Source organism: Pseudomonas sp. NPDC086581, from assembly GCF_044746165.1.
Taxonomy (GTDB): Bacteria; Pseudomonadota; Gammaproteobacteria; order Pseudomonadales; family Pseudomonadaceae; genus Pseudomonas.
Window position 1 is genome coordinate 335665 of the sequence record NZ_JBIVBR010000002.1, and the last position, 25821, is coordinate 361485.

A 25821-nucleotide genomic window follows, 5' to 3' on the forward strand; every position below is an offset into this window, starting at 1 on the left:
GGAACATCAGCCTTCCTCCGAAGACGCATGCCAGCGCCTCCCGCCCCGATGGGAGAGGGAAGACTCTCGCGAAGAACTTCGCGCAGGAAGGGCACGCGACCATTACCGGCGCGCCGCGAGAAATTCCGCGACGCGCTGGTAATAGCCCTCCACCTCCGGCACCAGATTGCCCATGCGCAGGAAATCATGGGTCATCCCACAGCAACGCTCCGCTTCCACTTCCACGCCCTGCTCCACCAGGGCGCGGGCGTAGGCCAGGCCTTCGTCCAGCAAGGGATCGAACTCGGCCGCGAACAGCAATACCGGAGCGCTACCTTGCAAAGCTGCACCGGCATGGACCGGAGAGCAGCGCCAATCACCTCGCTGCGTAACGTCAGGCACGTACTGCTGGTAGAACCAGTCCAGGCTGGCCGTTTCCAGCAGATAGCCCTCGGCGAACAGCTCCTGGGATTCGCTGCGCACACTGGCGTCCGCTGCCGGATAGAACAACAGCTGGGCACAGGGCTGCTCGGCGCCCTCGCCCGCCAGCTCCGCGCTGAGCACGGTAGCCAGCGTGGCGCCCGCGCTGTCGCCGCCAACCGCAAGGCGGCGCGGATTCAGGCCGAGGTTGGCGGCGGACTCCAGCAACCAGTTCCAGGCATCACGGGCGTCATGGGTCGCAGCCGGGAACGGTGCCTCCGGTGCCAACCGGTAACCCACCGAAATCACCGCGCAATCGCAGTGCTTCGCCAGCCACCGGCACAGCCCGTCATGGGAATCCAGGCTGCCGACCGTGTAGCCGCCACCGTGGAAATACAGGATCGCCGCGTCACCAGCTCCCACTGGCCGGTACAGACGTACCGGCAGCTGGCGGCTCTCCCGCACCGGGATCAGCAGGTCTTCCACCGGCATCGACGGTGCGCCGGCCTTGAGTGACTCCGAGGAAGCCTCGAAGTCCCGTCGCGCCTGCTCCACCGGCAGTTCGTGCAGCGCCGGGCGGCCCGTGCGGCGGCCGTCATCGACCATGTCCAGGAAGGCGGAAATCTCCGGATGCAGCATGCCAACCTCTTTCATCATTGCGTTCATACCGTGGCTTGCTCCTGGCGCGCGCCGCTTTCTACCTGGGCGCAGCAATGGCCGATCACCCCTTCCAGTTCCGTGCGCAGCTGCGCCATCAGCGACTCGATGCGCGACGGGCGGAACACCCGGCGGCTGAACATGCAGCGCAGCGTCAGCTCGCCGTCATAGACCTGGCCGACGATCTCCAGCCAGTTGTTCATCGGCGTACTGGCGGCGTAGGTGTCGCCGGGCTTCTCCTGCAACGGCACGAGCAGTGCCTTGTCGTCGAAGCTTTGGTCGAACTGGCCGAGGTAGTTGAAGGTAACGCGCGGCTCGGCGCGAGCGGCGAGCTGGCGGCGCAGCGCGCTGTCACCCAGATAGCGCAGGGCGCCGTAGCCGATGCCCTTGTCCGGCACCGCGCGCAGTTGCTGGCGGATCGCCGGGATGGCCTGGGCGTAGTCGCCCTGCCCCGGCGTCAGGCGCAGCGGGAACAGGCTGGTGAACCAGCCCAGGGTGCGGCTGTGGTCGACCTCGTCGAGGATATCCTCGCGGCCGTGGCCTTCCAGGCCGATCAGCACCGAGTCGCTGTCGCACCATTGGCAAAGCGTGCGCCCAAGAGCAGTCAGCAGCAGGTCGTTGATCTGCGTGCGATAGGCCTCGGGCGCCACCTTCAGCAGGCGCTGGGTCTGCTGGCGGTCCAGGCGCAGGAACAGCTGCTCCAGGTGCGTCATGCGCTCGGCGCCGCGCGGGTTGTCGCGTTGCGGCTCGCCGAGGCCGGCGGTGTCGGTCTGCTCCAGCCAGTACGGCAGATCGGCCTGGGCCAGTTGGCTGTCGGCGTAGTCGCGCAGACCCTCGGCCCAGGCGCGGTAGGCGCTGGTGCGCTCGAAGCGCGGCGCCGCCTCGCCCGAGAGCTGTGCAACGTAACGCTGCTGCAGTTCCTCCAGCAGGATGCGCCAGGACACGCCGTCCACGCCCAGGTGGTGGATCACCAGCAACAGGCGCTGGGTGCCGTCGGCCATGTCGGTGAGCACGCCGCGCAGCAGCCGGCCTTCGCTCAAGTCCAGGCTGCGCTGCGCCTGGTTGGCGATCAGCAGCGCCTCCTCGGCATTTGCCGCTTGCCGCTGCCAGAGCAGCGCACCGGTAATCTCGCTGGCCTCGCGATAGCGCTGGCGCCAGAGGCCATCGGCTCCACGGGCGAACGACAGGCGCAGGCTGCCGTGCTCGGCCAGCAGGCCCTGCAGCGCCGCTTCCAGCGCCTCGGCATCGAGACGCTGGCGGCACTCCAGCAACACCGCCTGGTTGAAGTGGTTCGGCTCTTCCAGCTGCTGCTCGAACATCCATTGCTGGATAGGCACCAGGCCGAAGGATTCACCGTCATCGGCCACTGCCACGGTCGTTGGCGCCGCCTCGGCCACGCTCTCGGCGCGCTCCAGCAGGCCGGCGATGGTCTGGTACTGCAGCAGGTCGCGCAGGCGGATTTCCACGCCCTCGCCCAGCGCCTGGCGGGCGCGGGAGACGATCTGCAGGCTGAGGATGGAGTCGCCGCCGAGGTCGAAGAAGTTGTCTCGGATGCCGACGCGCTCCACTTGCAGCACGTCCTGCCAGATGACCGCCAGGGCACGCTCGCGCTCGTTGCGCGGCGCCTCGTAGGCCTCACCCTGCCAGGTCGGCTCAGGCAGCGCCTTGCGGTCGATCTTGCCGTTGGGCGACAGCGGGAAGCGTTCCAGCCGCAGGATCTGCGCCGGCACCATGTAGTCCGGCACCTGCTCGCGGAGGAAGTTGCGCAGCGCATCGCCTTCCGCTTCGCCGACTACGTAGCCAACCAGTTGCTTGCCGCTGATGCCGTCGCGGGCCACTACCAACGCCTCGCTGACCTGCGGGTGATCCTGCAGGCGCGCCTCGATCTCGCCCAGTTCGATGCGGAAGCCGCGAATCTTCACCTGATGATCGATGCGCCCAACGTAGTCGATCACGCCATCGGCGCGGCCGCGCACCAGGTCGCCGGAGCGGTACAGGCGGCCACCGCTCGCATCGAACGGATCGGCAACGAAGCGCTCGGCCGTCAGCCCGGCGCGCTCGTGGTAACCGCGCGCCAGGCCGTCGCCGCCGATGTACAGCTCGCCGGCCACACCCAGCGGCACCTGACGCAGTTGCTCGTCAAGGATGTACAGCTTGCGCGCACCGACGCCCTTGCCGATGGGCGCATAGGCCGCATCGCAGGATGTCGCGCGGTCGGCCTTCCACAGCAGCGGCGTGACCACGGTTTCCGTGGGGCCGTAGCCGTTGATCAGCTGCTCGGCACGCAGTGCGCGCTTGGCCAGTTCGAAGCTGGCATTGGGCACTGCGTCGCCGCCGAAGCAGTAGATGCGCACCGGCGGCGGGTTGCCGTCACGCAGCGCGTGTTCGGCCAGTTGCTGCAGGTAAACCGGCGGGAAGGCCGCCACGCTCACCTGCTTGTCGTGCAGCACGCGGTAGGTCTGCTCCGGCGTCCACAGCTCGTCGCCGCGCAGCACCAGACTGCCGCCGTGCACCAGCGTGGTCAGCCAGCGCTCGTGGGCGCCATCGAAGGCGAAGGACATGAAGTGCAGCTCGCGGGTCGCTGCATCCATCCGGTACAGCTCGCCGATGGCCGCGCAGTGCATCGCCAGCGGGCCATGGCTGACCGCCACGCCCTTGGGCCTGCCGGTGGAGCCGGAGGTGTAGATCAGGTAGGCGAGGTTTTCCGCCTCCAGCGCCACCACCGGCAGGTCACTGTCTTCGTCGGTCAGATCAAGGCCGTCCAGCTCCAGGCAGGTCACGCCCGGCGGCACCGGGAGGCGCTCGCGCAGGCGGCTGTCGGTGATCAGCAGCGCAATGCCGGCATCGGACATCTGGAACTCCAGGCGCTCGCGCGGGTACTCGGCGTCCAGCGGCACGTAGGCGCCGCCAGCCTTGAGCACCGCCAGCAGCGCCAGCGGAATGCACACGCTGCGCGGCAAGGCTACGCCGACGCGAACTTCCGGGCCGACACCCAACGCCATCAGGCGATGGGCCAGGCGGTTGGAGTCGCGCTCCAGTGCCGCGTAATCGATCTCCTCGTCACCGCAGATCAGCGCCACCTCATCGCCACGCAGCGCAGCCTGGCGGGCGATGGCCAGGTGCACCGGCTCGGCCGGCGGCAGCGACTGGTGCGGGCCACAACAGGCAGCCAGGGCCGCACGGTCGCTGGCGGACAGGCATTGCACTTCGCCGACGCGCTTGCCGGCGCCGTGCAGCAGGCTCTCCAGCACCTGCTCCATATTGCAGCGCAGGCGCGTTACGGCGGCTGCGCTGAAGTGCGCACGCAGGTACTGGTACTCGATCTCAAGGCGTTCGCCGACACGCACGGCAAGGTCCATGGGGATACTGGTCTCGTCCTTCGACTTCAGCTCGCCGAAACGCGGCCCCTGGGCGCTGCGCAGCACCTCGTCGACCGGATAGTTCTCGAACACGATGATGCTGTCGAACAGCGCCTGCCCGGCCTGGCCGGCCCAGCGCTGGATGTCGTACAGCGGCGTGTGCTCGAACTCGCGGACGTCCAGGTTGTAGGCCTGCAGCTCGCGCAGCCAGTCGCCGAGGTCGGCTTGCTCTGCCGGCGCCTGGACGATGGGCAACGTGTTGATGAACAGCCCCAGCAGGCTGTCGGCGCCGGCCAGTTGAGCAGGACGCCCGGCCACGGTGGCGCCGAAGGCCACGCGCTGTTGCCCGGTGTAGCGTTGCAGCAGGAGGATCCACGCCGCCTGCACCAGGGTATTGAGCGTTACCCGCTGGCTGCGGGCGAAGGCCTTCAGGCGTTCGGTGGCCGCCGCGTCGTAGCGGCTGTATTCCAGGCCGTGGCCGCTGCCTTCGACCGGGCGCGCCAGGCTTTCGGCGAGTACGGTGGGCTGGGCAAAGCCTTGCAGGCGACCGCTCCAGAAGTTCTGGGCCTGCTGCTGGTCCTGCACCTGCAGCCAGTGGATGTAGTCGCGGTAGCGGCCCTGCTCGGCGATGCTCTCGCCGTTGTAGCGGCGCAATGCTTCGGCGAACAGCTGGGCGTTGCTCCAGCCGTCGAGCAGGATGTGGTGGTGGGTGTAGATCAGCTGGTGGCTGGCCCCGGCGCTGCGCACCAGCACCAGGCGCAGCAGCGGCGGCTGTTCCAGGTCAAAGCTGCGGCTGCGCTCGGCGGCAGCCAGCTGGTCCAGCGCCGCGTCCATGTCCTCGCGACCGCGCCAGTCAAGGACTTCCAGCGGCAGCTGGACATGCTTGTGCACGGCCTGCACCGGCTGATCAAGGCCCTGCCAGTGCACCCCGGCACGCAGGTTGTCGTGGGCATCCAGCGCGGCCTGCCAGGCGGCGCGGAAGCGTTCCACGTCGAGGTCCTGCACTTCCACGCGAAGCTGGTTGACGTAGACGCCGCCCTCGCTGCCATCCACGCCGTGGAACAGCATGCCCTGCTGCATCGGCGACAGCGGATAGAGGTCTTCGATCTGATCTGAATTCAGACCGAGCACCGCCAGTTGCGCAGCGTTCGGCGCCTCAATGGCGGCAATCGCAACCGGCGCATCGGTCGCTACGAAGTCACCGGCCACACGGGCCAGCGCCTGCAGCGTCTGGTGCTGGAACAGGTCCTTCGGACTCAGTTGCAGGCCGGCGGCGCGGGCGCGGCTGACCACCTGGATGGAGACGATGGAGTCGCCGCCCAGCTCGAAGAAGTTGTCGTCCAGCCCCACCCGTTCAAGGCCGAGCACCGCGCACCAGATGGCCGCCAGGGTCTGCTCGCGCTCGCTCTCGGGTGCGCGGTAGGTCTTCTGCAACCGGCTGAAGTCCGGCTCCGGCAGAGCCTTGCGGTCGAGCTTGCCGTTGGGGGTCAGCGGCATGCGCTCGAGCTGGACGATCTGCGCGGGGACCATGTAGTCCGGCAGGTCCTCCAGCAATGCGGCACGCAGGTCTGTATCGATCTGGCCGGTCACGTAGCCCACCAGTTGCTTCACCTGCCCAGCGTCGCGGGCGATGACCACCGCCTCGCGCACGCCGGGCTGGCCGAGCAGGCGCGATTCGATCTCGCCCAGCTCGATGCGGAAGCCGCGAATCTTCACCTGGTGGTCGATTCGGCCGAGGTATTCCAGCACGCCGTCTGCACGCCAGCGCGCGAGGTCGCCGGTGCGGTACATGCGCGCGCCGGATTCCCTACCGTAGGGATCGGCGATGAAACGCTCGCAGGTCAGCTCCGGGCGCCCGTGGTAACCGCGCGCCAGGCCGTCGCCGGCGATATACAGCTCGCCCGCCACGCCGATCGGTGCGGGTTGCAGCTCGCCATCGAGGATGTACAGCTGGGTGTTGGCGATGGGCTTGCCGAGCAGTGCGCGGGCGCCCTTTTCTATCTTCCAGGCCGCCGACCAGATGGTGGTTTCGGTAGGACCGTAGAGGTTCCACAAAGCATCAGTTTGTGCGGTCAGCTTGTCCGCCAGCTCGGCGGACAGTGCCTCACCGCCGCAGAAGAAGCGACAACCGCGCAGGCGCGGGAAGTCTTCGTGGCCGCTGAGCAGCGTCCAGGTGCTGGGGGTCGCCTGGATCACCGTCACGCCTTGCTCCAGCGCCACCCCGAGCAGACGTGTCGGGTCGCGGGCGACATCGCGGTCGACCAGCACCACGCGGCCGCCGACCAGCAGTGGCAGGTACAGTTCGAGCGCAGAGATATCGAAGGACAGCGAGGTCAGCGCGAGCACGCGGTCCCGCGCGTCCAGGCCCGGCTCGCGGGCCATGCTCAGCATGAAGTTGATCACGCCGCCGTGGCGCACGGCGACGCCCTTGGGCTTGCCGGTGGAGCCAGAGGTATAGATGACGTAGGCCAGATCATCCGGCTTGGCGAGGTTTGCCAGATCGTTGTCGGCGTAACCGTCGAGCTGCGCCCAGTCGCGGTCCAGGCAGAACGCGCGGGCGCCCGTCTGCGGCAGCTCGCCGAGCAGGTGCTGCTGGGTCAGCAGCAGGCGCACGCCGCCGTCTTCGAGCATGTGCGCCAGGCGTTCGGCGGGGAACTCCGGGTCGAGCGGCACGTAGGCGCCGCCGGCCTTGAGCACCGCCAGCAGGGCCACCGGCAGCTCCACCGAGCGTTCCAGGGCGACGCCGACACGACGGTCCGGGCCGACGCCCTGCTCGCGCAGCCAGTGCGCGAGGCGGTTGGCGCGACGGTTCAGCTCGGCGTAGCTGAAGCTGCGCTGGCCATCGGTGAGCGCCACGTCGGCAGGCGAGCGCTGCACCTGCTGTTCGATCAGCTGGTGCAGACAGGCATCGCGCGGAAAGTCCATCGCGGTGGTATTCCAGCCGTAGAGCAGTTGCTCGCGCTCGCTGCCGTCCAGCAATGGCAGGCGCGCCACCGGGCATTGCGGGTCGCGCACCAGGGCCTGCAGCAGGTTGAGGAAGTGCCCGCTGAGGCGCTGGATGGTCGCCGCGTCGAACTGGTCGGTGGCGTACATGAACTGCCCGCGTATCTGGCCGTCGCGGCTCTCCTCGGTGTTCAGGGTCAGGTCGAACTTGGCGATGCCGCTGTCCAGCTCCAGGCTTTCCAGCTGCAGGCCGCCGGGCAGCTCGCGCAAGGCGTCGCGGCGGCTCGGCTGGTGGTTGCAGGCCACCTGGAACAGCGGGTTGTAGCTCAGGCTGCGCTCGGGTTGCAGCGCATCCACCAGTTGCTCGAACGGCAGGTCCGGGTTGGCCTGGGCGCCCAGCACGGCTTCGCGGGTGCAGGCGAGGAAGGCGTTGAAGGATTCGTCGCCGTTGATGCGCGCCGACAGCACCTGGGTATTCACGAAGAAGCCGATCAGCCGTTCGCTCTCGGCGCGGCCCCGACCGGCGATGGGCACGCCGACGCGCAGCTCGCGCTGGCCGCTGTAGCGCGACAGCAGCAGCTGGTAGGCCGCGAGGATCAGCATGAACAGCGTGGCGCCCTGCCCCCGCGCCAGTTCGCGCAGGGCGTCGCAGAGCGCGCGGGGCAGCTCGAAGTCCAGCGTCGCGCCGCGGTAGCTCTGCACCAGCGGGCGCGGCCGGTCGCCCGGCAAGGTCAGCAAAAGGGATTCGTCGCCCAATTGCTCCTTCCAATAGGCCAGCTGCCGCTCGCCCTCGCCGGCCGCCAGCCACAGGCGCTGCCAGCGGGCGATGTCGCTGTACTGGATCGGCAAGGCGCCCAGCTGGGCCTGGGTGCCTTGCACCTCGGCGCTGTAGAGCGCAGCGAACTCGTCAATCAGCACGCCGATGGACCAGCCGTCGGCAACGATGTGGTGCAGGTTCACCAGCAGCAGCGCTTCGCCCGGCAGGCGCGCCAGGTGCAGGCGCAGCAGCGGGCCTTCGGCGAGATCGAAGGAGCGCTGGGCGCACTCGTTGAGCCATTGCCGCGCCTCGGCTTCGCTACTGAAATCCTTCGCCTCCAGATGCGCCGGGCCGGGAGGCAGGATGCATTGCAGCACCTCGCCAGCGGGTTCCCGTAGGGCGGATAACGCGCCAGCGTTATCCGCCGAGGAAGCGTGCCCAGACTGCGCCGCGCGGAACACCGTGCGCAGGCTTTCATGGCGCGCGATCAGCGCGGCGAAGGCGCGCTGGAGCGCACCCTCGTCCAGCGCGCCGCGCAGGCGCACGGCAGCGGGAATGTTGTAGGCGGCGCTGTGCGGCTCCATCTGCCAGAGGAACCACAGGCGCGCCTGGGCCGCCGAGAGCGGCGCGTGCTCGCGCCCCTCGCGGAGGATCGGCAGGCGCGACAGGCTCACGCCCTTCTCTCGCAGCTGACGCAGGAAAATGATCTGCTTGTCCTCGGACAGCGCACCAAGGCGCTCCGCGACCTGTTTCAGCTGGGCGTCCATCGGCTGGTTCATTCCCCCACTCATCAAAGATTCTCCAGCTCGCCGAGCAGTTCGTCCATCAGGTCCAGTTCCTCTTCCGCGCTGGCGGCGCCTGCCCGCTGGGCTTCGATCCAGGCGGCCAGCGCCTCGATATTGCTCAGCTCGAACAGGCGGTGCAGCGGCAGTTCCAGGCCCAGGCGCTGACGCAGGGTCAGGCCGACCTGGGTGAGCAGCAGCGAATGGCCGCCCAGTTCGAAGAAGTCGTCGTGCAGGCCGACGCGGTCCACCTGCAGCACGTGCTGCCAGATACCGGCCAGTTCGACTTCCAGGTCGCTGCGCGGCGCCCTGTACTCGCGCAGGCTGTCGCCCAGCTGCGGGTCCGGCAGGGCCCTGCGGTCAAGCTTGCCGTTGGGCGACAGCGGCATGGCGTCGAGGGCGATGATTCGCGACGGCACCATGTAGTCCGGCAATTCGCCTTGCAGCGCCTGGCGCAGGGCTTCGGGCTCGGCGCTGGCGACCACGTAGGCCAGCAGCACGCCGTCCTTGGCCACCACTACCGCTTCGCTGACCTGCGGATGGGCCTGCAGGCGCGCCTCGATCTCGCCCAGTTCGATACGCAGGCCGCGAATCTTCACCTGGTGATCGAGACGGCCGAGGTATTCGATGGCGCCGTCTTCGCGCTGGCGAGCCAGATCGCCGGTACGGTACAGGCGTTCTCCACTGCCGAACGGGTCGGCAATGAAACGCTCGGCAGTCAGGCCGGGACGAGCGTGATAACCGCGTGCCAGACCGACTCCGCCGATGTACAGCTCGCCGGCCACGCCTTGCGGCACCGGTTCCAGGCGCTCATCCAGCAGCACCAGGCGCAGGTTGTCGATGGGCCGGCCGATGGGCACGACCTGCCGCGCGTTGTCCTCGTCACAGGCCCAGAAGCTGACGTCGATCGCCGCTTCGGTCGGGCCGTAGAGGTTGTGCAGCTTCGCACTGCTGCGCTGGCGGAACTGCTGTTGCAGCTCATAGGGCAGTGCCTCGCCGGAGCACATCACCTGCTGAAGCGACGGGCAGCGCTCCAGTTCACCGGAGGCGACGAAGGCCTGCAGCATCGACGGCACGAAGTGCAACGTCGTGACCTGCCCCGCCTCGATCACCTGACGCAGCGCCAGCGGATCGCGATGCGCGCCGGGCGCGGCGACCACCAGGGCGGCGCCGGTCAGCAGCGGCCAGAAGAACTCCCACACCGACACGTCGAAGCTGAACGGGGTCTTCTGCAGCACGCGATCGGAGGCGTCCAGCGCGTAGGCCTTCTGCATCCAGTTCAGGCGATTGACCAGCGCGCGATGGCTGTTGCCGGCGCCCTTGGGCTTGCCGGTGGAGCCGGAGGTGTAGATCAGGTACGCCAGGTTCTGCGGTCTGCCGGCGCTGGCCGGGTTCTGCTCGGAGGCCGTGGCGATCTCGCCCCACTGGCTGTCCAGGCAGATCAGCTCAGCAGTGCTCGCCGGCAGGCGATCCAGCAGGTGCTGCTGGGTCAGCAGCAGGCTCACGCCGCTATCGGCCAGCATGTGCTGCAGGCGTTCCTGCGGGTAGTCCGGGTCCATCGGCACGTAGGCGCCGCCGGCCTTGACGATGCCCAGCAGGGCCACCACCAGTTCCACCGAACGCTCGGCGGCCACACCGACCAGTACGTCCGGGCCGACGCCCTGACCACGCAACCAGTGCGCGAGCTGGTTGGCACGGGCATTGAGCTGGGCGTAGCTCAGGCGCTCATCACCGAATTGTACGGCCAGCGCCTCCGGGGTCGCCGCGACCTGCCGCTCGATCAGCTCCTGTAGTTGCACGTCGGCGGGGAATTTCGCCTCGGTGTCGTTGAAGCGCTGCAGCAGTTCGTTGCGCTCGGCGTCGGCCAGTTGGCTGACCCGGCCCAACGGGCGCTCGGCATCTTCCACCAGGGCCAGCAGCAGGTGCTCGAAGTGCCCGCGCAGCTGCTCGATCTGGCTCGCGCTCAAGCGGTCGGCGCGGTAAGTGTAGCGCACGTCCAGCTGTTCGCCGGCGCTGGCTACCAGGGCCAGGGCGTAGTTGGTACCGTCCACCGGGTGGTGGCCGAGGATGCGCAGGTCGTCCTCGCTGGACGAGGACAGCGCCGCATCCATGGGGAAGTTCTCGAACACGATGATGCTGTCGAACAGCGCCTGCCCGCCACGGCCGGCCCAGCGCTGGATGTCGTACAGCGGCGTGTGCTCGAACTCGCGCACGTCGAGGTTGAAGGCCTGCAGCTCGCGCAGCCAGTCGCCCACGCGCTGGGCGTCATCCGGGCTTTGCAGGATCGGCAGGGTGTTGATGAACAGGCCGAGGCTCTCTTCCGCCCCCGGCAGCGTGGCCGGGCGCCCTGCCACGGTGGCGCCGAAGGTCACGCTGCGCTGGCCGCAGTAGCGTTGCAGCAGCAGCGCCCAGGCGCCCTGCACCAGGGTGTTGAGGGTAATGCGCTGGGCCTGGGCAAAGCGTTGCAGCGGCGCGCTGTCGAGGCGGCTGTGCAGCTCGCGCAGCGGCTCCTCGCGGAAACCGGCGTTGCAGGCGGTGGCCAGCAGGGTCGGCTCGTCGAAGCCCTTCAGCCGCTCGCGCCAGAAGCCCTCGCCCGCCGCGCCGTCCTGGGCGTGCAGCCAGCCGATGTAGTCGCCGTACTGCCCCGCCGGCGCCGGCAGTGCTTCGCCCCGGTAGAGCGCGAGCACTTCGCCGATCAGCCGCGCGCTGCTCCAGCCGTCCAGCAGCAGGTGGTGGCAGGTCCAGATCAGGTGGTAGCGGCGCTCGCCCAGGCGTACCAGCGCCAGGCGTTGCAGCGGCGGTTTGGCCAGGTCGAAGCCGAGGTTGCGCTGGGCGTCAGCGACCTTTTCAAGTTGCTGTGCGCTGACCTGCTGGTCGCGCCAGTCGAAGGACTGCACCGGCAACTGCACGTCGCGCAGGACGAACTGCAGCGGCGCGGTGTCGGCACTCGCGAGGAAGCCGGTGCGCAGGCTGGCATGGCGGGCGATGACCGCGCGCCAGGCATCGAGGAAACGAGCCTCGTCGAGACCCTCCAGATCGACGCGCAGTTGGTTGACGTAGAGCGAGGAGCCCGGCACGTCGAGGGCGTGGAACAGCATGCCCTGTTGCATCGGCGACAGCGGATAGAGGTCTTCCACCCCGGCCGGCAACGGCAGTGCGTCGAGCTGTTGCTGGTCGAGATCGAGCAGCGGCAGGTCATTTGCGCCGAGCTTGTAGGGATGGCTCAGGCAGTAAGCAACCAGTGCTTGCAGCTCGGCGCGCAGCAGCGCTTGCAGCTCATCGATGTCTGCTGCATCGAACATGGCGCTGCTGTAGGTGACCTCCAGGCTCAGTTCGCCGCCGAGCACGCGGCCGGCGTAGACCAGCGCGTTACCCAGCGCAGCGTTCAGCGGCTGGCTGCGGCCCACGCCTTCGAAGGCCGGCAGGAAATCGGCGTCGGCGAAGGCCTGGTCGAGCTGGCCGAGGTAGTTGAAGGTCACCTGCGGCGCCGCCAAGTCTCGCAGGCTGGCGGCGTGCTGGCTGAGGTAGCGCAGCTGGCCGTAGCCGATACCGGCACGCGGCAGTTCGCGCAGGTGTTCACGGGTGGCGCGCAGGTCCGCACCCGGCTCGCCACCGGCCTGCAGGCGTACGGGATAGAGCGCGGTGAACCAGCCCACGGAACGGCTCAGGTCCAGAGCGGCTTCGCCATCGAAGACGTCGCGGCCGTGGCCTTCCATCTCTACCAGCGCCGAGCTTTCACCGGTCCAGGCGCACAGGGCGCGGGCCAGCGCGGTCAGCAGCAGGTCGTTGATCTGCAGGCGCTGCGCTTTCAGTGCCGGGCCGAGCAGTTGGCGGGTGGTCTCGGCGTCGAGGCTGAAGCGCGCGTTGGCGGCTTCCTTCCAGGTGGCCGGGGCGCCGCTGCGGGCGCGGGTCAGACGCGGCGCATCGCGCAGCCGGGCCTGCCAGTAGTCCAGCTCGGCGGCCACTTCGGCACTGTTCGCCGCCGCCTGCTGGCGGGCGCTCCAGGCCTGATAGCTGTCGCTGCGCGGCAATGCGGCAGGCGTGCGGCCGGCGCGTAGTTCGCGGTAGGCGTATTGCAGGTCTTCCAGCAGGATGCGCCAGGACACGCCGTCCACCGCCAGGTGATGGATCACCAGCAGCAGGCGCTCGCTGCCATCCTCCAGGCCGACCTGCATGGCGCGCAGCAGCGGGCCATTGGCGATATCCAGGCTGGCCTGGGCGTCGTCGCACAGGCGTTCCAGGGTACGGGCGTCCGCCGCGCGGCGCCGCCACAGCAGCGTCATATCCAGCGGGCCGTGTTCGGCGTAACGCTGGCGGTTGCCGTCGAAACGCAGGCGCAACGCATCGTGATGGTCGACCAGCCAGTGCAGCGCGCGGGCGAGGACGTCGCCGTCCAGCGCTTCACGCGGTTGCAGCAGCAAAGCCTGGTTCCAGTGGTGACGCTGGGCGCTCGGCACGCGCTCGAAGAAGCGCGCCTGCACCGGCGACAGCGCCACTTCACCGCTGACCGCAGCAACCGGCACGGGTGCTGCCGGCGCGGCCGGAGCGCGGTTTTCCAGCCACTGCGCCAGTTGGCGGACGCTCTGCCGCTCGAACAGCTGCTTCGGGCTGAGCTTGTAACCGAGTTTGCGGATGCGCGCGATGATCTGCAGGCTAAGGATGGAGTCGCCGCCCAGCTCGAAGAAGTTGTCTTCGGCACCGACGCGCTCGACCTTCAGCACCGCTTGCCAGATATCAGCGATGCGCTGCTCCAGTTCGCTAAGCGGTGCGCTGTCCACGGCCTTGGCGACCGCCTCGGCGCGCGGGAGCGCCTTGCGGTCGACCTTGCCGTTGGCGTTCAGCGGCAGGCGATCCAGCAGCATCAGCTGGGCCGGCAGCAGGTATTCCGGAACGGCAGCGGCCAGGGCTTCGCGCAGGCTTTCCACGCTCTGTCCTTCACCCACGACCCAGGCCAGCAGCTTCATCGGGCCGTCGTTGTCACGCTCGGCCAGCGCCACGGCATCACGCACGCCAGGCAGACGCTTGAGCGCTTGCGCCAGTTCACCCGGCTCGACGCGGTAACCACGGATCTTCACCTGATCATCGACGCGGCCGAGGAATTCCACGACGCCGCGACGGCTCAGCCGCACGCGGTCGCCACTGCGGTACAGGCGCTCGCCCTCAATCGCCACGAAGCGCTCGGCGGTCATTTCCGGCAGGCCGAGATAACCCAGCGCCAGGCCCGCGCCGCCGATGTACAGCTCGCCGGGCACGCCCAGCAGCAGGTCGCGGCCGTTCTCGTCGAGCACGCGAATGGCACTGTTGGCCAGCGGCGTACCGATGGGCAGGCTGGCTGCCGGCAGGTCGTCCAGCAGCGACCACTCGTGGGTCAGCACGCCGACGGTGGATTCACTGGGGCCGTAGTGGTTGACGATGCGCAGCTTGGGCGCAAGGTCGCGGATCGGCTGCAACAGCGCGCGGTCGCAGGCTTCACCGCCGACCACCAGCAGACGCCGCGGCAGTACGGCGGCGGCGTTGGGTGCGGCGGCCAGCAGGCCGGCGAGATGACTGGGGACGATCTTCAGCACGTCCACGTCCTGCATGAACGCGGCGAAGCGCTCGGCATCGGCCACGGCCTGGGCATCCGCCAGGTGCAGGCGACCGCCGCCGCACAGCGCACCGAACAGCGTGGTGTGGCCGAGGTCGGCCGCCACCGAGGAAACCATCGCCATGCCCAGGCCCTGGGCGCTGCCCTGGTCCAGTTGCAGGCGTTCGAGCACGGCCTGCACATAGTTGGCCAGCGCGGCGTGGCTGATGCGCACGCCCTTGGGCTGGCCGGTGGAGCCGGATGTGAAGATCACATAGGCGGCCTGCTGCGGGTCGATGCTCCGCGCAGGTGCGGCAGCGCTGCCCTGCTCCGGGCCACCGGCCGGGATCAGCGTGGCGGCGTCGCCGAAGGTTTCCAGCAGCGCGGCATCGCTCACCAGCACGCGGCCGATGCCGTTGTCGGCGAGCAACTGGCGCAGGCGCTCGGCCGGTTGCGCCGGGTCCAGCGGCACATAGGTGGCGCCGGCCTTGAGCACGCCCAGCAGCAGGAGCACCCACTGCGCGCTGCGCTCCTGGCAGATGGCGACGCACTCGCCCTGCTCCACCCCGCTGGCGATCAGCGCGTTGGCCAGGCGATTGCTGCGCTGGTCCAGCTCGGCATAGCTGTAGCGGATGCGGTCGTCCTGCACGGCGATGGCGTCCGGCTGCGCGGCAACCTGTGCGGCGAACAGGCCGAGCACGTCCTGCTGCGGCCACTGGCGGGCTTCGCCACGACGGAGCGAGGCCACCGGGCGCGGCAGTTCGCCGAGGGCGCGCTGCGGTTCGGCACAAAGCTGGCGCAGCAGCGCTTCGAACTGGCCGGCGATGGCAGCGACGCTGTCCTCGTCGAACAGGTCGCGGGCATAGACGAAGCTGCCGCGCAGCTCATCGCCCGGTTGGCCGCTGGCGTCCAGCGCCTCGGCCATGTCCAGGGCGAGGTCGAAGCGCGCGCCGTACTGTTCTTCGCTGAACAGTTCCAGCTTCAGCGCACCGGCATCGGGCAGGCGGCTGACGTCGAAGCCGAAGTTGAACTTCACCTGCACCAGCGGGTTGTAGGCCAGGCTGCGCTCGGGCTGCAGGGCTTCAACCAATTGCTCGAAAGGCAGGTCCTGATTCGCCTGGGCGCCCAGGGCCAGCGGCTTGAGACGGGCCAGCAGCGCGGCGAAGGATTCGTCGTCGCCGAGGGCGAACGGCATGACCTGGGTGTTGACGAAGAAGCCGATCAGCCCTTCGGTTTCCAGCTGCTGGCGGTTGGCGACGGGCACGGCGATGCGCAGGTCGCGCTGGCCGCTGTAGCGCTGCATCAGCACGGCGTAGGCGCCGAGCAGCAGCATGAACAGGGTGACGTCCTGCTCGCGGGCCAGTTGCTTGAGGCGGCTGCCAAGTCCGGCGTCCAGGCTGAAACCGAGGCTGCCGCCGCGGTAGCTCTGCACGGCCGGGCGCGGGCGGTCGGCGGCCAGTTCCAGCACGGGCGATTCTTTTTCGGAATCAGCACGGCTCAGTTGCTCGGTCCACCAGCTCAGCTGACGCTGGCCCTCCTCGCCCGCCAGCAGCTCGCGCTGCCACTGGGCGTAGTCGGCGTATTGCACCGGCAGCTCCGGCAGTTGCAGTTCTTCGCCTGCTGCGAAGGCGCCATAGAGGCGGCTGAACTCATCCACCAGCACGCGGATCGACCAGCCATCGGAGACGATGTGGTGCATCGTCAGCAGCAATACGTGGTCGGCGTCGGCCAGCTTGAGCAGGGTCAGGCGCAGCAGCGGGCCGTTGCGCAGGTCGAACGGACGCTGTGCTTCTTCCTCGGCCAGCTTGCGGGCGGCGCTTTCTGCATCTTTTTCAGCGGACAGGTCGACCCATGCCATATCCAGGGGCTGCGCCGGCTGGATGCGCTGGAAGGCCTGGCCGTCCACCTCATCGAAGGCGGTGCGCAGGGTTTCGTGGCGCGCCACCAGGACGTCGAAGGCACGGCGCAGCGCGGACTCGTCGAGCTGACCACGCAGGCGCAGCGCGCCCGGCACGTTGTAGGCGGCGCTGGCCGGTTCCATCTGCCAGAAGAACCATAGGCGGCTCTGGGCGGCGGACAACGGCAGGTCGCCGTCGCGGGCCACGGCGCGCAGTGCCGGACGAGCGCTGGGCGCGAGAGCCGTCAGCCGTGCAGCGAATTCGTCCAGGCGGCTGGCTTCGAACAGGTCGCGCAGCGGCACTTCGCAGCCCAGGTCACGGCGCAGTCGGGAAATCACTTGCGTGGCCAGCAGCGAGTGGCCGCCCAGCTCGAAGAAGTCGTCCTCGCGGCCCACCGCGGGCACGCCGAGTACTTCGGCCCAGACGGCGGCGACGCGGCTTTCCAGCCCGTCGCGCGGGGCTTCGGTGGTGCTGGCGGTTTCCTGCGGGTCGGGCAGCGCCTTGCGATCGATCTTGCCGTTGGCGTTGAGCGGCATCTGTTCCAGCACGAGGATGCGCGACGGCACCATGTAGTCCGGCAGCTGTGCGCGCAGGGCGGCTCTCAGGGCGTCCTCGGCGAGGCTGTCACCACAGACGTAACCCAGCAGGCGCTTGCCGCGTTCGCTGTCGCGGGCGATCACCGCCGCTTCGCGCACGTCGGGCAGCGCGCGCAGGCGGGCTTCGATCTCGCCCGGCTCGATACGGAAGCCGCGAATCTTCACCTGCTGGTCGACGCGACCGAGGTAGTCCAGCGCGCCGTCTTCACGCCAGCGCACGCGGTCGCCGCTGCGGTACAGGCGAAGGCCGTCGGCATAAGGATCGGCGACGAAGCGTTCGGCGGTCATGCCGGCGCGCTGGTGGTAACCACGGGCCAGGCCGTGGCCGCCGATGTACAGCTCGCCGGCCACACCGCGCGGCAGTGGCTGCAGGCGGTCGTCGAGGATGTACAGGCTGCGTTCGCCGACCACTTCGCCGATGGGCGCGTAGGCCGCGCCGCAAGCCGTGTGTGCGTCCGCTTTCCACAGCATGGGGGTGACCACGGTTTCGGTCGGACCGTAGCCGTTGATCAGGTGTTCGGGTTTGAGCGCCCGGTGCGCCAGGTGATAGGCCGCCTCCGGCACTGCATCACCGCCAAAGCAATAGATGCGCATGCTCGGCGCGTGACCGGTGATCAGAGCTTGCTCAGCCAACTGCTGCAGGTAGGCCGGCGGGAAGGCGGCGACCGTCACGGCATGGCGGCGCAGCTGTTCCAGGGTCTGCTCGGCGGTCCACAGCGCGTCATTGCGGATCAGCAGGCTGCCGCCGTGGGACAGCGCGGTGAGCCAGCGTTCGTGGGCGCCGTCGAAGGCAAAGGACATGAAGATCAGCTCGCGGTCCGCCTCGCTCATGGCGTAGCGCTGGCCGATGGCGCGGCAGTGCGCGGCGATCTCGCCGTGGGCGACGGCAACGCCCTTGGGCTGGCCGGTGGAACCGGAGGTGTAGATCAGGTAGGCGAGGTTCTGCGCCTGGATGCGCACCAGCGGACGCACGGCCAGGGCGTTGCCGAGGTCGGCCTCTTCCAGCACCAGACGCTCAACGCCTTCGGGCAGCGGCAGGCGTTCGGCCAGCTCGGCGTTGGTCAGCAGCAGGTCGACGCCGGCGTCCTGCATCAGCCAGGCCAGGCGCTCTTCGGGGTAGTCGATGTCCAGCGGCAGGTAGGCGCCGCCAGCTTTCATGACGGCCAGCAGGGCCAGCGGGATGTCCACGCCGCGCGGCAGCGCCACGGCGACTCGGCGCTCGGCGCCGATGCCACGCTGGATCAGGCGTTGCGCCAGGCGGTTGGAGCGATCCTCCAGCTCGGCGAAATTCACTTCGCGCTGCTCGTCGAGCAGCGCGACCTTGGCCGGATGGCGGCGGGCCTGGGCGGCGATGGTCTCGCTCAGCGCCTCGAAAGCCGGCGCGTCACCGGCCACGGCGATGCTCCAGTCACTGGCGGGCAGCCAGTCACGGGCGTCCAGCACGGCGTCGGCATTGAGCTGCGGCAAGGCGCGCAGCAGGTCGAGGAAGTGCCCGACGAGGCGCTGCATGCCGTTGGCGGCGTACCGCTCGCGGGCATAGCAGAAGCTCAGCCGCAGGGTCTGTTCGCCCTCGCGGACCCGCAGCACCAGGTCGAACGGTGTTTCCAGGTCGATCTGTTCCAGGGCTTCCACGCTGACGCCGGGCAGGCCGTTGCCGGCGCGAGGCTGCCACTGGTGGTCGAAGGCGACCTGGCACAGTGGATGGCGGCCGTGGCCGCGTTCGGGTTGCAGCGCCTCTACCAGTTGCTCGAACGGCAGGCCCTGGTGCGCCTGGGCTTGCAGGAGGTCGTCGCGCAGTTGGCGGAGCACGCCGCGCAGGCTGGCGCCTTCGGGCAGCTCCCTGCGCAGCACCAGAAGGTTGACGAAGAAGCCGACCAGTCGCTCGCTGTCGAGCTGCTCGCGGCCGGCCTGGGTCAGGCCGATGCGCAGGTCGTGCTGGCCGCTGTAGCGCTGCAGCAGCAGGTTGTAGGCACTGAGCAGGAGCATCGGCAGGGTCGCGCCGTGGGCCTGGGCCAGGCTGCGCAGTTTCGCGGTCAGCTCGGCGTCCACTTCGCGTTCGATCAGCTCGGCGCTCTGGCCTTTCTCTCCCGTCGTGAAAGGCAGCTCCAACGGCGAATGCTGGTTGCCCAGGCGCTCGCTCCACCAGTCCAGCAGACGCGCGCCCTCGCCCGCTTCCAGCTTGTGCTGCTGGGCGGCGGCGAGGTCGAGGTACTGGCGCGGCAGCGCCGGCAGCACCGGCTCGCGCTGTTCGACGATGGCGCGGTAGCACTCGGCGAACTCGTCCAGCAGCAGGTTCAGCGACCAGCCGTCGGCGATGATGTGGTGCACGCAGAGCAGCAGTGCCTGGCGGCCAGCGCCGAGGTTCTGCAGGCGCAGGCGCAGCAGCGGGCCGCTGGCCAGGTCGAAGGGTTGCGCGGCGAAGGTATCGGCGTCCTCGCGGGCGGCGATGTCGCGGCGGGCATTGCCCAGGGAGCTGAAGTCGCTCTCGGTCAGCTCCACTTGCGCGGCATTGGACAGGCTCAGCGACACCTCGCCATCGGCCTGTTCGATGAAGCGGCTGCGCAGGGTTTCATGGCGGCCCAGCAGCACGGCGAAGGCCTGCTCCACCGCCGGGCGGCGCAGTTCGCCGCGCAGGTTCATGCGCCCGGCGATGTGGTAGACGGCGCTTTCCGGCTCCAGCTTCCAGAGGAACCACAGGCGGCGCTGGGCCGGCGACAGCGGCAGCAGGCCGTCACGCGGAACCTGCGGCACGCTTTCGACTGCAGCAGTCGGCAAGGCTGCCAGGGCGGCGGCGAAGGCGCCCAGCTCCGGCGCCTCGAACAGCAGGCGCAATTCCACGGCGCGACCGAGACGCTCGCGCAGACGCGCCATCAGCTGGGTGGCCTTGATCGAGTTGCCGCCGAGGGCGAAGAAGTTGTCGTCGCGGCGGATCGCCGGCAGCTCCAGCACTTCGCTCCACAGCGCGGCGATGGCTTGCTCCTCGGCCGACAACGGCGCAACCGGCTTGGCGCTGGCACCATCGCTGATCGGCTCGCCAGCGCGCTGGATGGCGTAGGCCTGCAGGCTGCCGTCGAGCAGCTGGGTGCGGCAGGCCGAGCGTTGCAGCTTGCCGCTGGAGGTCTTGGGCAGTGCGCCCGGTTCCAGCAGCGCCACCACCAGCGGCGCTTCCTGGAAGGTTTCCGCCACGGCGGCAGAAATGGCTTTGGCCAGTGCCTCGGCGGAGATCAGCTTGCGCACGCTGCGCCCGACTTCGGCGGCGATGCCGATGCCCTCGCGGCCCTGATGCTCGATGGCGAAGGCGGAGACGCGGCCCTTGCGCACCAGGTCCACCTCTTCCTCGACGCAGCGCTCCAGGTCCTGCGGGTAGAGGTTCTGGCCACGGACGATGAGCATGTCCTTGAGGCGGCCGGTGACGAAGAGTTCGTCGTTATGCAGGAAGCCCAGGTCGCCGGTGCGCAGCCAGGTGCGGCCGTCCTTCTCGACGAAGGTGCGTGCGCTGGCCTCCGGGTTGCGCCAGTAGCCGAGGGCGACGCTGGGGCCGCTGCTCCAGATTTCGCCGACGCGGTCCGGGCCGAGGGCTTCGCCGCTCAGCGGGTCGACCAGCTGGATTTCATGATCGGGCTGGGCGCGGCCGCAGTTGATCAGCGAGGTGCCGCGACCCGGACGGGCGATGTTCTCGCCCAGGGCATCGAGGTCCACTTCCAGCTGGCCGATGCCGTCGCCGCGTACGCCACCGGTGACGAACAGGGTCGCTTCGGCGAGGCCGTAGCAGGCGTAGAAGGACGAGGCGTCGAACTGAGCCGGGGCGAACCAGGCGGCGAAGCGCTCCAGGGTGTCCGGGCGGATCGGCTCGGAGCCGGAGAAGGCCACACGCCATTTGCTCAGGTCGAGACCTTCCATGGCCGCCTCGTTGACCCGTTCGCAGCACAGGCGGTAGGCGAAGTCCGGCCCGCCGCTGACGGTGCCGCCGAAGCGGGCGATGGCTTCCAGCCAGCGGCGCGGGCGTTCGAGGAAGTAGCGCGGCGACATCAGTACGCATTCGATTCCGCTGTAGATCGGTTGCAGCAGGCCGCCGATCAGGCCCATGTCGTGGAACAACGGCAGCCAGCTGACGATCACGTCGTCGTCACCGATGCCGAAGCCGTGGCGGATCAGGCGCTCGTTGGCCACCAGGTTGCCGTGGCTGACCTGCACGCCCTTGGGCGTCGAGGTGGAGCCGGAGGTGTATTGCAGGAAGGCGATGTCGTCGTCGGCCAGCTCGGGCATCTGCCATTCGACGGCCAGCGCCGGGTCGGCCTGGTCCACCGCCAGCAGCAGCGGGCTGTCGCCGTTCTCGCGCTCGCAGGCCGGGCGCAGGGCGTCGATCAACGTGGAATCGGTGAGCACCAGGCTCGGCTGCGCGTCATCGAGGATCGAGCGCAGGCGCGCCAGGTGCTGCGGGCGCACGGATTCCGGCGGGTAGGCCGGCACGGCGATGATCCCCGAGTAGAGGCAGGCGAAGAATGCGGTGACGTACTCCGGGCCGCTGGGCAGCAGCAATACGGCGCGGTCGCCGTGCTGGCCGTGGCGCAGCATCCAGGCGGCCATGGCGCGGGCGCGCTCGTCCAGCTCGCGGAAGCTGATGGGCTGTTCGAGGTCCTCGGCGATGAATCGCAGGGCGGTCTTGCGCGGCATTTCGCAGGCGCGTTGCAGCAGGGCCTCGACCAGGTTTCCTGCGGCTTCGTAGCGGTCGTTCATGACATCACCTGTTCTGTCGGCGGGCGCGTGGGGCCCGCCGGAGGGAAATTCGTGGGTTCAGCTGGTTTGCGCTTTTGGGATCGGAGAGCCGAACTGCTGACTCGCTCCGACCGGTCCCCTCTCCCCCTGGGAGAGGGTTAGGGTGAGGGTGCTACCGGCGGCTTCTGTGCTCGGCCACTTCCCTCTCCCCCCGCCCTCTCCCAGAGGGAGAGGGAGCCATCCGTGCCGGCTGAAAGGTCCGGCGTACTCCTGGTATATCCATCCACTCCGATCAGTCCCCTCTCCCCCTGGGAGAGGGTTAGGGTGAGGGTGCTGCCGGCGACTTCTGTGCTCGGCCATTTCCCTCACCCCCGGCCCTGGCTGCGCGCCCCGCTCCGAAGGGAGAGGGAGCTATCCGTGCAACCTTGAGGCTTACGCGTCAGCGCCATGCCCTTCCGCCATCGCCACCACCACCTTTCGCGGGCCGCTGAAAGGCGAGCGCGCGTGGGCGGCAAGCATGTTGTCGAGCATCAGGACGTCGCCGCTGGTCCAGGGGAAACTCACCTTGGCCTCCTCCAGCACACCGCGGATTTCGTCGAGCACCGAGGGCTCGATGGGGCTGCCGTCGCCGTAGTAGACGTTGCGGGGCAGGTCTTCCTCGTCGACGATTTCCAGCAGGCTCTCGCGCACTTCCGGCGGAAGATTCGAGACGTGGAACAGGTGCGCCTGGTTGAACCAGACCCAATCTCGGGTGACCGGATGCTGCGCCACTGCCTGGCAGACCTGGCGGGTACGGAGTTCGCCGTCTTCCTTCCACTCCCAGGCGATCTTGTGGGCCTTGCAGTAGGCCTCGACCACCGCCGGATCGGCGCTGTTGAACACCTGTTCCCAGGCCACGTCCAGGCCGTTGCCAAAGTTGCGGGTGTACATCAGCCCGCGCTCGGTGAAGCGGCGGCGGATGCCTTCATCGACCCGGCGATAGATCTCACGGCTGTCGGCGATCGGCGTTTCGCCGCCGCTTTGCGCGGCCTGCACGCAGTAGAACCAGATCTTCATCGGCCACTCGCGGGTGTAGGCCTGCTCGTTGTGCAGCGGGATGTGCTGGTGCGGCGGGTACTCGGTGGAGGTGTAGATGCCGCTGGTGACGTTGCTGCGCGGGGTGGAGCCGAACTCGTAATTGAGCAGCGGATGGCCGAAGCCGGCGGCGAACTCGCGGAAGCGCTCCGGCGCGCCGACCTGGAAGCCACGGAAGAGAATGCCGGCACAGACCGGCAGGCGCTCATCCACCAGCGGGCAAAGTTCGGCCAGGGCGTCGAGCAGGTCGATGCCGTCGCCGCGGGCCTGCACCAGCAGTGGCAGACCACCGCGCGCTTCGGCCAGGGGAGCAATGTCGAACAGAGTGGAGCTGGGCATCTGGGTCTCCGCTTGAATCGATCAGGCCAGCGCTGCGCTGGTCGACTGGCCGGGCTGGCGCAGGTGGCCGAGCAGCAGCTCGAGCAAACGCGCCTCGCCGGCATTGAGGAAGAAGTGGCCGCCGTCGAGCATCTCCAGGGAGAAGCCAGCGCTGGTCTCGTCCTGCCACGCGGACAGGGACTCCACCGAGAGCCGGTCGCCCTTGCCGCCGAACACGTGGATCGGGCAGGCCAGCGGCGCGCGGCGGCGGTAGTCGTAGAGGCCGCAGAGGAGGAAGTCGGCGCGCATCACCGGCAGGGTCAGGCGCAGCATTTCCTGGTCGGCGAACACCGCTTCGGGGGTGCCGCCGAGGCGGCGCATGCGCTCGATCAACTGGGCGTCGCTCTGCTCCTGCGCCAGCTCGCGATGACTGTCGCGGCGCGCCGGCGCGGAGGCCGCCGAGGCGAACAGCGCCTGCGGCATCGGCAGACCGCGCTCACGCAGCGCATGGGCCAGCTCGAAGGCCAGCAGGCCGCCGAGGCTGTGGCCGAAGAGGGCGTAGGGCTGGTCCAGGCGTGCGGCAATTTCATCGGCCAGTTGGCTGGCCAGGGCGCGCAAGTCGGTCTGCAGGCTTTCGGCGAAGCGCCGGCCACGGCCGGGCAGCTCCACCGGGCAGACGTCGATCCAGCTCGGCAGCTGGCGCTTCCAGCGTGCATAGACCATGGCGCTGGCGCCGGAGTACGGCAGGCAGAACAGACGCAGCATGGGTTACTGCCCCTCGGCCATCTTCTGCCGCAGGCTGAGCGGGCGCATGTCGGTCCAGTTGGCTTCGACGAAGGCCAGGCAGTCGGCCTTGCTCCCCTGCTTGCCGGCTTCGCGCCAGCCGGCCGGAACTTCCTTGTACTGCGGCCACAGCGAGTACTGCTCTTCACCGTTGACCAGCACCTTGTAAATCGCATCTTCGCGATCGAACGCCATCGCCCTTCTCCTTCCGCTGTATGGGATGCCGGCCACCGGCCATTACCGATGTTTTCCAGCTCTGCCATGAAGACGAGGGAGGCGATGAAATAGTTAGTGTTCTCGGATGCGATTAATTCTCATAAGATATGCGCCGGCGAAATTTTCTGGCTTGTCCTTCACCCGAGCGCTGAGATATCTGACGAACGGATGCGAATGAAAAATCTTCACACTTGTGCGGGAACCCTGTCGCAGAGCGATAGTCGGAGTCTTCCGAATAAATTGATAATAATTATCATTTGATCTAGATTGGCCGCCTCAACCCATGTGGACGTCCCCGCCTCCGCCGCCGCATAGGAAACCTTGCATGTCCAAGCCAATGCCCGCCGAGCCGCGCCCCGCTCTCCACGAGCTGTTCGCTACCCACCGGCAGACCTTCATCAATGCGGCCGCACGCATCCTCGGCTGCCGCAGCCATGCCGAAGACGTGGTCCACGATGCGTACATCAAGCTCAATGCGAGCGACCTCACTCCCGGCATCCAGTCGCAGAGCGGCTACCTGATGCGCGTGGTGCGCAACCTGGCCATCGACCTCTATCGCCGCCAGGCGCTGGAGAAGCGCTACTCGGGTAGCGAGGAAGAAGGCATGCACATCGCGACGGCGTCCGCGTCACCGGAGATCGAGCACGAGGACAGGCAGACCCTCGAAGCCATCTCCAGCGCCCTGCAGACGCTGCCCGAGCGCACTCGCTACGCCTTCGAGATGTACCGCCTGCACGGCCACACGCAGAAGGAGATCGCCGAGGAGCTGGGTGTTTCCCCAACCCTGGTGAACTTCATGGTGCGCGATGCGCTGATTCACTGCCGCAAGACCCTGAAGGGGCTGGAAGACGGCAAGTTGTAATACTCAGCCTTCCGCCAGGGCGCGGAAGGTCGAGCGATACTGCTCCGGCGTGGTGCCGGACAACCGCCGGAACATCGCGATGAACGCCGAAGGGCTGCTATAGCCCAGGTTGAAGGCAATCTGCTGTACCCCTTCCCCCGATGCCAGTGCCTCGATGGCGGCGAGAAAACGCAGGCGCTGACGCCATTCGCCGAACGACATTCCCAATTCCCGCTGACAGGCTCGCGCCAGGGTGCGCTCAGTGCTGTGCACTTGCTCGGCCCACTGCGCGAGGGTGCGGTTGTCGCCGGGCTCGGCCTGCAACGCGGCCAGCACCTCACCCAGCGCGCCGCCACTCGCGTACGGCAGGTAATCGTCATGAGGCTGCGCGGCCTGCAATTGGTCGATTACGACGTCGGCCAGGCGCTGGTCGGCGGCGCTTTGCGGGATGTTCACCCCGCGCGCAGCGAAGTCGGAGAGGATCGCCTTGAGGATATCGCTGATCGCCAGCGTGCAGGGGCTCTGCGGCAGCTTGCGCGCCAGCTCGGCGGACACGTAAAGCGAGCGGTAGATGATGGCCTGGCGGTTGTAGCAGCTGTGTTCACGCCCCGGCGGCACCCACACGGCGTATTGCGGCGGCGAGAGGAAGCGCTGGCCATCCACTTCCAACTCCATCACCCCGTGGGACGCGTAGTTGAGCTGCCCCCAGGCGTGGCGGTGGCTGGGCGAGTGGCTGCCGGCGTCGAACTCGTCGTAGCGGAAGTAGAGATCGGAGGGCAGCCGGTCGATATCGGGAAGCGGGAGCGGCAGGATGCGGGTCATGTCCGAAAGCCGGGGTGGATTGTCCGGATTTCATTATACGTCTCGATTCGGACGGACGGACAATACGCACCGTTATCCCCGGAAGTGCTCCTCA

The 25821-nt window shown here is 68.5% G+C and carries 8 protein-coding genes; 1 reads left to right on the forward strand and 7 read right to left on the reverse strand.

Going from position 1 to position 25821, the window contains the following annotated elements; genetic code table 11:
* Positions 1–102: 102 nt before the first annotated feature.
* The 6 genes from ACIPK7_RS05785 to ACIPK7_RS05810 form a co-directional block, all read right to left on the reverse strand.
* Complete coding sequence (locus ACIPK7_RS05785; RefSeq protein WP_401086236.1) at positions 103–1065, reverse strand: alpha/beta hydrolase; 963 nt, start codon at positions 1063–1065, stop codon at positions 103–105.
* Positions 1062–8894, reverse strand: a complete 7833-nt coding sequence (locus ACIPK7_RS05790; RefSeq protein WP_401086239.1) for an amino acid adenylation domain-containing protein — start codon at positions 8892–8894, stop codon at positions 1062–1064. Before ACIPK7_RS05790 ends, ACIPK7_RS05785 begins: the two co-directional genes overlap by 4 nt.
* Positions 8895–8905: 11 nt before the next feature.
* Positions 8906–21694: a non-ribosomal peptide synthase/polyketide synthase gene (locus ACIPK7_RS05795; RefSeq protein ID WP_401086241.1), complete on the reverse strand. Its 12789-nt coding sequence runs from the start codon at positions 21692–21694 to the stop codon at positions 8906–8908.
* Positions 21695–22105: 411 nt separating this feature from the next.
* Positions 22106–23086 carry a TauD/TfdA family dioxygenase gene (locus tag ACIPK7_RS05800; protein WP_401086244.1) on the reverse strand — a complete coding sequence of 327 codons (981 nt, stop codon included), beginning with the start codon at positions 23084–23086 and terminating at the stop codon, positions 22106–22108.
* A gap of 21 nt (positions 23087–23107) precedes the next feature.
* Positions 23108–23830, reverse strand: coding sequence for a thioesterase II family protein (locus ACIPK7_RS05805; protein WP_401086247.1), 723 nt, complete (start codon positions 23828–23830; stop codon positions 23108–23110).
* A 3-nt stretch (positions 23831–23833) separates the two neighbouring features.
* Positions 23834–24043 carry an MbtH family protein gene (locus ACIPK7_RS05810; RefSeq protein ID WP_401086250.1) on the reverse strand — a complete coding sequence of 70 codons (210 nt, stop codon included), beginning with the start codon at positions 24041–24043 and terminating at the stop codon, positions 23834–23836.
* Positions 24044–24389: 346 nt separating this feature from the next.
* Here ACIPK7_RS05810 and ACIPK7_RS05815 point away from each other — a divergent pair, with 346 nt between their 5' ends.
* Complete coding sequence (locus tag ACIPK7_RS05815; RefSeq protein ID WP_401086253.1) at positions 24390–24926, forward strand: RNA polymerase factor sigma-70; 537 nt, start codon at positions 24390–24392, stop codon at positions 24924–24926.
* 3 nt (positions 24927–24929) lie between these two features.
* On the opposite strand, the gene ACIPK7_RS05820 is transcribed toward ACIPK7_RS05815, so the two are convergent.
* Positions 24930–25727: an AraC family transcriptional regulator gene (locus ACIPK7_RS05820; protein WP_401086256.1), complete on the reverse strand. Its 798-nt coding sequence runs from the start codon at positions 25725–25727 to the stop codon at positions 24930–24932.
* Positions 25728–25821: the final 94 nt, after the last annotated feature.

Coding starts and splice junctions, on each gene's coding strand:
- ACIPK7_RS05810 (WP_401086250.1), bottom strand. CDS start 24,043: ATGGCGTTCGATCGCGAAGATGCGATTTACAAGGTGCTGGTCAACGGT.
- ACIPK7_RS05820 (WP_401086256.1), bottom strand. CDS start 25,727: ATGACCCGCATCCTGCCGCTCCCGCTTCCCGATATCGACCGGCTGCCC.
- ACIPK7_RS05785 (WP_401086236.1), bottom strand. CDS start 1,065: ATGAACGCAATGATGAAAGAGGTTGGCATGCTGCATCCGGAGATTTCC.
- ACIPK7_RS05815 (WP_401086253.1), top strand. CDS start 24,390: ATGTCCAAGCCAATGCCCGCCGAGCCGCGCCCCGCTCTCCACGAGCTG.
- ACIPK7_RS05790 (WP_401086239.1), bottom strand. CDS start 8,894: ATGAACCAGCCGATGGACGCCCAGCTGAAACAGGTCGCGGAGCGCCTT.
- ACIPK7_RS05800 (WP_401086244.1), bottom strand. CDS start 23,086: ATGCCCAGCTCCACTCTGTTCGACATTGCTCCCCTGGCCGAAGCGCGC.
- ACIPK7_RS05805 (WP_401086247.1), bottom strand. CDS start 23,830: ATGCTGCGTCTGTTCTGCCTGCCGTACTCCGGCGCCAGCGCCATGGTC.
- ACIPK7_RS05795 (WP_401086241.1), bottom strand. CDS start 21,694: ATGAACGACCGCTACGAAGCCGCAGGAAACCTGGTCGAGGCCCTGCTG.